This window comes from Massilia sp. UYP32 (assembly GCF_050434365.1).
In the GTDB taxonomy this organism is placed as follows: Bacteria; Pseudomonadota; Gammaproteobacteria; order Burkholderiales; family Burkholderiaceae_D; genus Telluria; species Telluria timonae.
On record NZ_JBNDIK010000048.1, the window covers coordinates 1 to 11085 of the forward strand.

Sequence of the window (11085 nt, forward strand, 5' to 3'; positions counted from 1 at the left end):
GGATTGCTGAACCCAGCAATCAACTCGTTCAGCATAGCCTTTGCTCGGAATAAAGGCCAGCTACGACGAGGAATATGATCGCACGGCACTAAACAATTATTCACAGTATTTCAATCGACGGCATCGTGTTGTTGGCCACTTGTTTCAAGGGCGCTATAAGGCGGTATTGGTGCAGAAAGATAGCTATCTGCTAGAGGTTTCCCGTTATATTGTTCTAAATCCTCTACGCGCTAACACCGTGGCGGCGCTGAAAGAATGGAGATGGAGCAGCTACCATTATTTTATAGGGGATGACATTTCACCCGACTGGCTTGAGCGCAACTGGCTTCTAAGGCAGTTTGGTAATACGCCGACGAGCGCGATCGCGGCATATCAGGATTTTGTTCTTGCTGGCCTTGGGCAAATGAGTCCATTGGAGGCTACACGCCATCAAATTCTGCTTGGCGATGAAAACTTCATATTGGTGCACCAGCAACTGCAGCAATCCGAAGAGCTTATAGAAACAAAGAGATCTGAACGACGTGCCGTTGCGCTTCCATTGTCCGACTATCAGGACCGGTATCCGGACAGGAGCGAGGCAATGGCACGTGCTTACGCGTCTACCGCCTTCACCATGTCGGAAATAGCACGCGTGTTTGGTGTGTCGACCAAAACGGTCAGCCGAGCGATTGCTGGCTTTGAGAGGGCAAATAAAAGCAAATCATTGTAGAGGCCGTGTCCAAATGTCAGACCTGACCCCGTAGTTCCGGCAGTAGTTCCCGTGTATCCGGTGCTGCGCACGAACGTCGCGCCCTGACGCCTGGCCACGCTCAGGGCGCGCTGGCGGATGCAGGCAGGGACGTCAGGATGACCGTCCTTACCGCGCCGCCGGCGTCAAGCGTGAGCTGGTAGAGACGGTCGTACTCGTCGTCGGCGATATAGGGACCAGGCTCGCCGCCGAACAGGCGCACCAGTTCCGGCAGCGTGTTCGAGTGACCGACCACCAGCACGGGGCCGTGCAGCGTCTTCACCTTGTCGACCAGCGCTTTCGGCCGGGCCGGGTCGTACTGCTCGACCTGCAATCCCAGTTGCCGGGCCAGCGGCTGCGCGGTCTGCAGCGTGCGCGTGGTCGGCGTGCTGAAAATGGCCTGGATGCCGGTGCGGTGCAGGATCCCCGCGATGTTCTGGGCGCGCAGCTGGCCTTGCGGCGTCAGGGCCGGGTCCTTGCCGATGCTGGCTTTTTCGCCATGGCGGACCAGGTAGATCGCGCTGGGCTCGGCAAGGGCAGTGCCTGGGACGAGCACGGCAAGGGCAATGAAGATGTTTCGCAGCAGGCGTGGGGCTTGGCTCAAAGGCAGGCGCATCGCGGTTCTCTAGGCGGTGGAGGTGACGCCAGCGTAGCACGGCGGAACTCAGGCTTCGGTATCTGGGAGAGGGCGACCGTGGAAACTGGCATCGCGCTGCGGCCCGGCGAGGGGCAACGCTGCCACCCGCACCAGCGAGTGGCTGGACATATACCAGTCATTGACCACCAGTTCGGCCTGTTCGATGCGCATGACGCCGAGCGGCTCGTCGCGCAGCGCGTCGAGCAGGGCGGCGAAACGCGCCGCATCGCGCAAGGGCTCGGTGAAGCGAAACAGCGTCATATGCGCGGTCACCAGGCGGTATCGGCGGTCGAGCGCGCCGTCGAGGCCCCGCTCGCGCAATGCCGTCCGCAGGCGCTCGCGCAGGATTTCCAGCGCTGGGCCGCGTGCAATGCCGCGCGCCATCACCGCACCGCGCGACAGCGCGATGCCGCCGAAGTCGATCCCGATCGCCTCGATGCCGTCCACGGCGGCCCGGGCCGCGGCCAAATAGTCGTCCACCAGCGCCGGGTGGATGGCGACACCGGCGCCGGCGGTCAGCAGCGACAGGATCGTCATGTGCATATCGGCTGCCGGGTAGCGATACTGGCGCGGTTCGGCGCCCGCCAGGCAGTCTAGCAGGCCGTCGAAGCGCGCCTGCAGCGATGGGCCGGGACGCGCGATCAGGCTGATGCCGCGGCGCGGGTCGGGACCGGCCGCAAGTCGCGTGTCGCAATCGACGTCTCCACGCGCGATCGCGCCAAAGGCGTGCTCCCACATCGTGTCGTAATGGGCTTGCAGGCTGGGCCTCGCAGAGGTGTCGGTCATGTCGTCGTTCCGCACGTCTATCATGACGAAAAAAAAGCAGAGGCACCGGCCTCTGCTTCCTCGATGCGCTGCTCTTAGAGCTGCGTCAACGAAATCGTATTCGCCGCAGGCGTCGAACACGGCTCCTCGTCGAACGCGATATCGCCCAGCGGATTCGGCACGCCATCGGTCTTCAGGCCGACGAAATCGAACAGGTCGCGGTCCTGCAAATGCGACGGCACCACGGTCGACAGCGCCGAGAACGTGTTCTCGACCCGGCCCGGATGCTTCTTTTCCCATTCGCGCAGCATGTTCTTGATTTGCTTCCTCTGCAGGTTTTCCTGCGAGCCGCACAGGTCGCACGGGATGATCGGGAAACCTTTCACTTCGGCGTAGCGCTCGGTGTCGGCTTCTTTCACGTAGGCCATCGGGCGGATCACCATGTGCTTGCCGTCGTCCGACACCAGCTTGGCCGGCATGCCCTTCAGCTTCCCGCCGAAGAACATGTTCAGGAAGAAGGTCTCGAGGATGTCGTCGCGGTGGTGCCCCAGGGCGATCTTGTTGCAGCCGAGTTCGTCGGCCACGCGGTACAGGATGCCGCGCCGCAGGCGCGAGCACAGCGAGCAGGTGGTCTTGCCTTCCGGGACCAGGCGCTTGACGATGCTGTAGGTGTCCTGGTTTTCGATGTGATAAGGCACGCCGAGCTTGTCCAGGTAGGCCGGGAGAATATGCGCCGGGAAGTTCGGCTGCTTCTGGTCGAGGTTGACCGCGACGATGTCGAAGTGGATCGGCGCACGCTCGCGCAGCGTGAGCAGGATGTCGAGCAGCGCATAGCTGTCCTTGCCGCCCGACAGGCACACCATCACCTTGTCGCCGTCCTCGATCATATTGAAGTCGCCGATGGCCTGGCCCACCAGGCGGCACAGGCGCTTGTGCAGTTTATTGTCTTCGCGTGCGATCTTCTCTTGCTTCTTCGCGTCAATGCCGGCCTCGGCAGTCGGGAAGTCGTCTTCGACGACGCGTTCAATCACCGTTTCGTTCATGCTTCTTCCTTGATCCTGAATACTTCGACGCCGACGCCTTCGCAATCCGGATAGACGTCCGGCTTCATCGTCGACACACCGGCGGCGCGCACGCGCGGGTGGGTCAGCATCGCGGCCACCACGTCGTCGCACAGCGTTTCCTGCAGGTGGATGTGGCCCTTGGCGATGCGCTGGGCAATGGTCTCGCGCATGAAATCGTAGTCGACCACCTCCGCCAGCTGGTCCGCCTTCGGCGTCGACAGCTCCAGCGGAATGTACAGCTCGACATTGATCAGGACACGCTGCTCGCCCTTCTTCTCGAAATCGTGCACGCCGATATTGATCATCACTTCGTAATTGCGCAGGAACAGCCGGCGGCAATCGCGCAAGCTCGGGTGGGACAGGGCGGACAACATGGGATAGCCTTATTTGGTGGAGTTATTTGGTTCGGTCAGGAACATCACGTCGCGCTGCGAGGGCATCAGGTGCTGGCCGCCATCGACCAGCAGGGTGGTGCCGGTCAGCGCGCGCGCTGATGCGGCGTAGACCACGGCGTCGGCGATGTCCTGCGGGGTCGACGAACGCCGCAGCGGCGTCATCTGGTGCGCCGCGGCGAAGCCTTGCTCGCTCTGGTCGCCCGACACCATCGTGATGCCGGGAGCGACGCCGACCACGCGCACCTTCGGCGCCAGCGCCTGGGCCAGCATCGTGGTCGCCGTGTGCAGGGCCGCCTTGGACAGCGTGTACGACAGAAAATCCGGGTTGAGATTGTACAGTTTCTGGTCCAGCAAGTTGACCACGACGGCTTGCCGCCCCTCCGGGGTGGCGGCGTGCAGTTCCTGCGCCAGCAGCACCGGCGCGGCCACGTTCGCCTGCATATGGGCGTTGAGCAGCTCCCAGGAGAACGCGGTGGCGCTGTCGTATTCAAACAACGAAGCGTTGTTGACGATGCAAGAGATCGGCCCCAGCGCCGCGCTGGCCTGGCCGACCAGCTGGCGTACCGCCGCCTCGTCGGCCAGGTCGCACTGCAGCAGCGCGGCGCGCCGGCCCAGGACCAGGATGGCGTCGCGGGTCGCGATCGCGTCGCTTTCGGAATGGCGGTAGTGCAGGGCGAGGTCCCAGCCGGCCTGGGCCAGGCCGAGCGCGATCGCGCGGCCCAGGCGACGGCCGGCGCCGGTCACGAGCGCGACCCGGGGCAGGGAGATCGAAGGGCTATCCGTCATCATTTTCTTGAATTGTTGATAAAAGCTATTCTGGCTACAATGCCGGCATGTCCCTGCCCGCACCCGATACCGACGCCCTGGCCGCGTCCCATTCCCTGCAACAGCTCATCGCCGCCGACATCGAACAGCACGGCGGCGCGATCGCATTCTCTCGTTTCATGGAACTGGCGCTGTATGCGCCCAGGCTCGGGTATTACAGCGGCGGCGCAGCCAAGCTCGGCGCGAGCGGCGACTTCACCACCGCGCCCGAGATGACGCCGCTGTTCGGGGCGGCCGTGGCGCGCGTGGCAGCCGCTATTATCGCCCAAAGCGCGCCCGACATCATCGAGTTCGGCGCCGGCACCGGCCGCCTGGCGCGCGACGTCCTGGCCGAGCTGGCCCGGCAGGGTGTCGAGGTTCGCTCCTACACCATCATCGAACTGTCCGGCGAATTGCGCGCGCGCCAGCAGGCCAACCTGGCCGACCTGCCGCAGCTGCGCTGGCTGGACGCCATGCCGGACCGCTTCAGCGGCGTGGTGCTGGCCAACGAGGTGCTCGACGCCATGCCGGTCGAGCTGGTGATCCGTACCGGCGACGGCTGGCGCCGGCAAATGGTCACGGTCGAGGACGGCGCTTTCGCCTTCGTCCAGGCGCCGCTCGGCGCTGAACTGACCGCCCAGCTGGCGCGCCAGGTGCCGGACCACGAGCAGATGATCGAAGGCTATGTGACCGAACTGCACCCGATCGGCGCCGGCTTCATGCGCTCGCTGGCGGCGATGTTCGCGGGCGGCCGCGGCGCCGCCATCCTGTTCGACTACGGCTTCCCGGCCCACGAGTATTACCTCGACCAGCGCATCGGCGGCACCCTGATGTGTCATTACCGCCACCACGCGCACCCGGATCCCTTTTATTTGCCCGGCCTGCAGGACATCACCGCCCACGTCGATTTCACGGCGATGGCGCTGGCATCGCAGGATGCCGGCCTGCCGGTGCTGGCCTATATGAGCCAGGCTTCCTTCCTGCTCGGCGCCGGGATCGGCGAACTGTTGCTGGAAAACGACCCCGAGGATGCCAAGCATTTCCTGCCCCGGTCGCGGGCCGTGCAAAAGCTGGTTTCTCCTGCTGAAATGGGCGAATTGTTCAAGGTCCTGGTGGTCGGACAGGACGTAGAATTGCCAGAGCCAATCGTGCGCGCGGACCGCAGTCATCGCTTGTAGACTTTATGATATCTTGCACAGCGGACACAAATCCGGCTAAGCTGTGAGATATTCCCGCGTCTCGTCACATGACGGGCTTCGGCCGAGGACAGACAAAACGCGCAGGGTAGAAGCGGGTAGACTTGACAGATCATGGCCAAGATTCATACACATTATGACAACCTGAAGGTGTCGCGTCATGCGCCCCAGGAAGTCATTCGTGCTTCCTACAAGGCCCTGAGCCAGAAATACCACCCCGATAAAAACCCGGGCGACGAAAAGTCCGCCCGCATCATGGCGGTCGTCAATACCGCCTACAACGTCCTGTCCGATCCCGTCCGCCGCAAGGAACACGACGAATGGATCGCCGCCGAGGAGTGGGAAGTCGAGTGGCTGGAAAGCTCGAACGCCAAGGAAGGCCAGCCGCGCAAGAACGCCGACAACTGGGAGGGGCAGCCGCCGCCCAAGCCGCGCCGCAAGCGCCTGTGGCGCGATCCGCGCTGGTGGCTGGGCATGTCGGGCTGCTTCGTGGCCGGCGCCGTCGTCGCCGTGCTGACGATCGAACAACAACCCAACATTATCCCGAGCGCACTGGCCTGGGGCGGCATCGCCCAGGACCCCGTCAAGACCGGCCGCCCGGACGCGCTGGGCGTCGACGCCAGCAGTGACGACTGGGCCCGCCGCATCGGTCCGGACGGCGCCAAGGGCCCGCCGCCCGAGGTGCGCGCGCTCGCCGTCACCCAGCTGGCGGTGCCGGCCCGCGCCCCCGACTGCAGCACCGACCTGCAGACACTGGCGTCGCCCAGCGGCGATCCCTGGCCGCTCGAGTCTTCCTACCTGCCCGGCTACCCGGTCGGCAACGAGGGGACAGAAATGCAGGTCGTGGTCGACAACAGCGCCAACGCGGCGCCGGTATTCGTCAAGCTGTACGACCTCGACCGCCGCGCCAACGTCAGGCACGCCTTCGTGCAGCAGCGCTCGAACTTCACCTTCGACAAGCTGGCCGCCGGCAAGTACGAGGTGCGTTACCAGAACGTGGTCGACGGCGCCAGCAAGTCCGAGTGCGACGGCCGCCATACGGCCCTGCGCCAGGCCGCGGCCGATATGCAATAAGCGGCCCACAATCAGCTGGCTGTCGTTTTTTCGGCGTACTGACACTTTCTCGTGTCAGGACCTACCCCGATTTCATTATTTTCGTTCCGCGCCGTAATATACTGGCCAGATGCCGCGCGCCCATGCAGCCACGGCGCCACGCCCAACGCAGGCTTACACGGACCATCATGAACGAACTGGAAGGCCTGACGGCCCTGATCATCGAGCCCCACGCGGGGATGCGGGCCAGCATCCACAGCATGCTCACGCTGTGCGGCCTGACCCGGATCGAGCACGCCAGCACCTCCAACCAGGCCGTCAAGCACCTGGGCCTGCGCCAGTTCGACATGATCCTGTGCGAATACGACCTGGAAGGCGGCCAGGATGGCCAGCAACTGCTGGAAGACCTGCGCCACCACAGGCTGATGCGGCTGGCCACCATGTTCTTCATGGTCACGGCCGAAGGCAACCACAGCAAGGTGGTCAGCGCCGCCGAGCTGGCGCCCACCGACTATATCCTCAAGCCGTTCACCGCCGACCGCCTGCTCGAGCGCATCGCACGCGCCCTCGACAAGCGCAATGCCTTCCTGCCGGTGTACACCCTGATGGAAGCGGGCGACCAGGAGGAGGCGATCGCCGCCTGCATCGAAGGCCAGCGCCTGCACGCGCGCTACGCGGTCGACTTCCTGCGCCTGCGCGCCGAGCTGCACATGTTCCTGGGCCAGGCCGACCAGGCCGAGCCGATCTATCGCCACCTGGTCGAGATCAAGGCGATCGCCTGGGCCCGGCTCGGCCTGGCCAAGACCCTGTTCGTGCGCAAGCAATTCACCGAAGCGCGCGACATCCTGGAAGACCTGGTCGACACCAACCGCAACTTCGTCGACGCCTACGACTGGCTGGCGCGCACCCACGCGGCGGTCGGCGAATTGCAGAAATCGCAGGCGGTGCTGAGCGACGCGGTGGCGGTGTCGCCGCATGCCGTGCGGCGCCTGCGCACCCTGGCCGACACCGCCTTCGAGGCGGGCGACGTCGACACCGCCGAAAAAGCCCTGCGCCAGGTGGTGGGCAAGGCCAAATACTCCGAATTTCGCGACCCCGAGGACCACGTCAAGCTGGTGCGCGCGCTGGTGCACAAGGGCGATCCCGTCGGCGCCGCCGCCGTGGTGCGCGACCTCGACCGCTCGATGGGCGGGCGCGCCAATACCCCGCTGTGCAGCGCGATCGCCTCGGCCCTGGTGCACGAATACACCGGCAACGAGCAGCGCCTGGGCGAAGCGCTGGGCGCGGCCCTGGCGTCAAGCAAGGATGCGCCCAATCTGTCGCCCGACCTCAAGCTCGAGCTGGCGCGCACCTGCATCGACAATGGCCGCGAAGAAGGCGCTTCCGAGATCGTGCGCGAGGTGATGAGCAATGCCTCGAGCGACGCCATGGTCACCCGCGCCATGGGCGTGCTGGAGCAGGCAGGTAGAAGCGAGCTGGCGCAGACGCTGGCCCAGCAGAGCCGCCAGCAGGTGGTCGACCTGGTCGCCGGCGGCGCCGCGCGCGCCAGGGACGGCGACTACCAGGGCGCGGTGAGGCTGATGCTGGAAGCGGCCACCAAGTTGCCGAGCAATCCGGCGGTGGCCTTCAATGCCGCGCTGGCGGTGCTGCGCTGCCTCGAGCACGAGGGCTGGGACAACCGCCTCGGCGCCCAGGTGCCGGGCCTGATCGGCAATGTGCGCAAGCTCGATGCGCTCAATCCCAAGCTGCCGGCGCTGGCGGCGCTGCACCAGCAGGTGCTGAAACAATACAATCAAGGACTGCGACAAGGCGCGCATGCTGCCGCGCCGCTGCGCAAGGCCGGCTGAGCGGAGCGACGCCATGGCCGACATCCCCCAGGACTGCGCCCCGCGCCGCGTGCGACCCGCCCTGATGCGTAAACTCAGCGGCACCGAACGCATGTTCACCCTGGGCGGCGCCATCGCCCATGTGATCGGCATGGGGTATAGCGACGACCTGAGCACGGCCGACCTCGCGTATTACGTGGTGTCCGACGTCGCCCTGACCCAGCGCATCCTGCGCCTGTCCAACACGGTCCAGTACCGCACCCTGTCCGGCACGCCGGTGACGACGATCTCGCGCGCCATTTCCCTGCTCGGCTTCGACAATGTGCGCGCCGCCGCGCTGGCGATGCTGCTGGTCGATGCGCTCGACACCGCCGAGCACGGCGTGCGGGTGGAACTCGAAGCCGCCCTGTGCGCCAGCCTGGTCGGCCGCGAGCTGGCGCGCCACAGCCCGATCCCCGGGGCCGAGGAAGCGGCGATCTGCGCGCTGTTCAAGAACCTGGGCGCACTGCTGCTGGCCAGTCACGAGCCGGAGCGCTACCGGGAAATCGCCGCGTTCGTGGCGGCCGGCAAGCATAGCCCCAGCCAGGCTGCGCAACTGATCCTGGGCTGCAGCTTTGAGGTTTTGTCCGAGGCGATCTTGCGCGAGTGGCAGATGCCGGAGTTGATCGTGCAGGCCCAGGCGACGCTGCCGCCGGGACCGCTCGAGGCCGCGTTTGATCGCGACGAATGGATGCGGCAGGTGGCCGCCTTCAGCCGCGACGTGGCGCGCCTGATGGGGCGCCATCACGATCCGGCCGCCGCGACCGAGACCCAGGAACTGATACGGCGCTATGGCGCGGCGCTGGGCGTCGACCATCCGGCCATGGTGGCGCTGTACGACGAGGTGCAGGAAGGCATGAACGGCATGCTGCAGAGCATGAACATGGAGCGCGCGCCGAAGACCGATCCGAAGGCCGCCAGCAGCCTGCCGAACGTGCTGGCGCTGGCCACCCTGGACGCGGGCGAGGACGACGAGGGCGAGTTCCACCCCAGCGGCAAGCCGAAGAATGCGCGCGACCTGCTGCTGGCGGGCGTGCAGGACGTGACCCTGCTGGGCGGGTGCGGCGCCGGCGTCAACGACGTCATCATGGCCGTGCTCGAGACCCTGTACGGCGCGCTGGGCTTCCGCTTCGCCACCGTGTGCCTGCGCGACGCGCGCACGAAACAGTTCCGCGCCCGGGTGTCGCTGGGCGAGGGCAGCGTCGACCTGCAGGATGGTTTTGTTTTCCCCTGCGCCTTCACGCGCGACGTGTTCCACCTGGCGCTCGAAAACGACGCCGACATGATGATTGCGGACGCCTTCAGCCCCAGGATCCGCGACCTGCTGCCGGCCTGGTACAAGACTTTGCTGCCGGACGCCGAGAGTTTCATCGTCCTGCCGCTGGTGGTCGGCAAGGCCGGGCTGGGCCTGATCTACGCCGACCGCATCTTCCCCGCGCCCGAGGGCGTGGCGCCGGACGAGACGGCCCTGATCAAGGCGCTCAAGGCGCAGGTGCTGGCGGCGCTGGCGCCGGCGGGTGCGGGCAACCCCCAGCCTTAATTAACGTCGTTCCCGCGGAGGCGGGAACCTCATTCCGCTGCGCCCCGATAGCGTTTCTCTCCGCCACAACAATACGCATGAAAACTTGGGTTCCCGCCTCCGCGGGAACGACGTTGGTAAGCTGTGCTGGTGTGCCAACGGGCCAATTCCAAATCAGTTCATAAAGATTTTTTCGCACTTGGCAAAATCACCCTTGCAGCTTTACAGTCCGACCGTTACAATCACGCCCCGAAGCAACGCTGTCAGGCGAAGTAGAAAATCTTCTACCAAAACCTGATTGACAGTACGTTGAGCTTGCTTCATACTCTGCGGTTCTTCGCGGTGGGGTGGCCGAGTGGTTAAAGGCAGCAGACTGTAAATCTGCCCTCTCTGAGTACGCTGGTTCGAATCCAGCCCCCACCACCAAAAAGAAGATCGTGAAGTCGGATTTGAAGTTGTACCTCGCGGGTGTAGCTCAATGGTAGAGCAGAAGCCTTCCAAGCTTACGACGAGGGTTCGATTCCCTTCACCCGCTCCAGTTAGTGCGGTGGTTTCTACATCGCAAAAATCAGCCCTTGTAGCTCAGTGGTAGAGCACTCCCTTGGTAAGGGAGAGGCCACGTGTTCAATCCACGTCAAGGGCACCAGAATTTTGTACGGCAGTCGCGTTGCACTCGTCCGTCAGGTGTGCCTGGTAATCCCCAAAATATCGTTAGATCTTAGGAGTCTGAAATGGCAAAAGGTAAATTCGAACGGACCAAGCCGCACGTGAACGTCGGCACCATCGGTCACGTTGACCACGGTAAAACCACCCTGACGGCTGCAATCGCTACCGTCCTGTCGAAGAAATTCGGCGGCGAAGCCAAGGCCTACGACCAGATCGACGCGGCTCCAGAAGAAAAAGCACGCGGCATCACCATCAACACCGCGCACGTCGAGTACGAAACCGAAAACCGTCACTACGCGCACGTTGACTGCCCAGGCCACGCCGACTACATCAAGAACATGATTACCGGTGCTGCGCAGATGGACGGCGCGATCCTGGTGTGCTCGGCCGCTGA

General features: G+C 64.5%; 11 protein-coding genes and 3 tRNA genes. 9 read left to right on the forward strand and 5 right to left on the reverse strand.

What is annotated here, in order from left to right:
• Window positions 1-40 precede the first annotated feature (40 nt).
• Window positions 41-709, forward strand: a complete 669-nt coding sequence (locus tag ABIB42_RS25515; protein ID WP_429249197.1) for a hypothetical protein — start codon at window positions 41-43, stop codon at window positions 707-709.
• A 100-nt stretch (window positions 710-809) separates the two neighbouring features.
• On the opposite strand, the gene ABIB42_RS25520 is transcribed toward ABIB42_RS25515, so the two are convergent.
• The 5 genes from ABIB42_RS25520 to ABIB42_RS25540 form a co-directional block, all read right to left on the reverse strand.
• A complete protein-coding gene (locus ABIB42_RS25520) occupies window positions 810-1331 on the reverse strand; it encodes a SixA phosphatase family protein (RefSeq protein ID WP_429249198.1) in 522 nt (173 codons plus the stop codon).
• Between the two features lie 60 nt (window positions 1332-1391).
• Window positions 1392-2150: a 2'-5' RNA ligase family protein gene (locus tag ABIB42_RS25525; RefSeq protein ID WP_143054459.1), complete on the reverse strand. Its 759-nt coding sequence runs from the start codon at window positions 2148-2150 to the stop codon at window positions 1392-1394.
• 74 nt (window positions 2151-2224) lie between these two features.
• Window positions 2225-3172: a tRNA 2-thiocytidine(32) synthetase TtcA gene (ttcA, locus tag ABIB42_RS25530; protein ID WP_219862090.1), complete on the reverse strand. Its 948-nt coding sequence runs from the start codon at window positions 3170-3172 to the stop codon at window positions 2225-2227.
• On the reverse strand, window positions 3169-3567 hold the full coding sequence (locus tag ABIB42_RS25535; RefSeq protein ID WP_005663650.1) for a dihydroneopterin aldolase: 399 nt from the start codon (window positions 3565-3567) through the stop codon (window positions 3169-3171). The genes ttcA and ABIB42_RS25535 overlap by 4 nt, the downstream gene beginning before the upstream one ends.
• Before the next feature lie 9 nt (window positions 3568-3576).
• Complete coding sequence (locus ABIB42_RS25540; protein ID WP_184238396.1) at window positions 3577-4377, reverse strand: SDR family oxidoreductase; 801 nt, start codon at window positions 4375-4377, stop codon at window positions 3577-3579.
• Window positions 4378-4421: 44 nt separating this feature from the next.
• On the opposite strand from ABIB42_RS25540, the gene ABIB42_RS25545 reads away from it, so the two are divergent.
• From ABIB42_RS25545 to ABIB42_RS25580, 8 genes are all read left to right on the forward strand, one after another.
• Window positions 4422-5570: a class I SAM-dependent methyltransferase gene (locus ABIB42_RS25545; protein WP_005663645.1), complete on the forward strand. Its 1149-nt coding sequence runs from the start codon at window positions 4422-4424 to the stop codon at window positions 5568-5570.
• Between the two features lie 132 nt (window positions 5571-5702).
• Window positions 5703-6662, forward strand: a complete 960-nt coding sequence (locus tag ABIB42_RS25550) for a J domain-containing protein (RefSeq protein ID WP_184238392.1) — start codon at window positions 5703-5705, stop codon at window positions 6660-6662.
• 167 nt (window positions 6663-6829) lie between these two features.
• Window positions 6830-8488 carry a tetratricopeptide repeat-containing response regulator gene (locus ABIB42_RS25555; RefSeq protein WP_219862091.1) on the forward strand — a complete coding sequence of 553 codons (1659 nt, stop codon included), beginning with the start codon at window positions 6830-6832 and terminating at the stop codon, window positions 8486-8488.
• 13 nt (window positions 8489-8501) lie between these two features.
• Window positions 8502-10046, forward strand: a complete 1545-nt coding sequence (locus ABIB42_RS25560; RefSeq protein ID WP_184238388.1) for an HDOD domain-containing protein — start codon at window positions 8502-8504, stop codon at window positions 10044-10046.
• Between the two features lie 320 nt (window positions 10047-10366).
• Window positions 10367-10451, forward strand: a tRNA-Tyr gene (locus tag ABIB42_RS25565).
• Window positions 10452-10489: 38 nt separating this feature from the next.
• A tRNA-Gly gene (locus ABIB42_RS25570) sits at window positions 10490-10563 on the forward strand.
• A gap of 33 nt (window positions 10564-10596) precedes the next feature.
• Window positions 10597-10671 (forward strand) — tRNA-Thr (locus ABIB42_RS25575).
• 85 nt (window positions 10672-10756) lie between these two features.
• A partial coding sequence (locus ABIB42_RS25580) for a GTP-binding protein (protein ID WP_429249199.1) occupies window positions 10757-11085 on the forward strand: 329 nt, incomplete at its 3' end.

Excerpts from the sequence above, each read along its gene's own strand:
- ABIB42_RS25525 (WP_143054459.1), bottom strand. The coding sequence starts at position 2,150 with ATGACCGACACCTCTGCGAGGCCCAGCCTGCAAGCCCATTACGACACG.
- ABIB42_RS25540 (WP_184238396.1), bottom strand. The coding sequence starts at position 4,377 with ATGATGACGGATAGCCCTTCGATCTCCCTGCCCCGGGTCGCGCTCGTG.
- ABIB42_RS25535 (WP_005663650.1), bottom strand. The coding sequence starts at position 3,567 with ATGTTGTCCGCCCTGTCCCACCCGAGCTTGCGCGATTGCCGCCGGCTG.
- ABIB42_RS25545 (WP_005663645.1), top strand. The coding sequence starts at position 4,422 with ATGTCCCTGCCCGCACCCGATACCGACGCCCTGGCCGCGTCCCATTCC.
- ABIB42_RS25560 (WP_184238388.1), top strand. The coding sequence starts at position 8,502 with ATGGCCGACATCCCCCAGGACTGCGCCCCGCGCCGCGTGCGACCCGCC.
- ttcA (WP_219862090.1), bottom strand. The coding sequence starts at position 3,172 with ATGAACGAAACGGTGATTGAACGCGTCGTCGAAGACGACTTCCCGACT.
- ABIB42_RS25550 (WP_184238392.1), top strand. The coding sequence starts at position 5,703 with ATGGCCAAGATTCATACACATTATGACAACCTGAAGGTGTCGCGTCAT.
- ABIB42_RS25555 (WP_219862091.1), top strand. The coding sequence starts at position 6,830 with ATGAACGAACTGGAAGGCCTGACGGCCCTGATCATCGAGCCCCACGCG.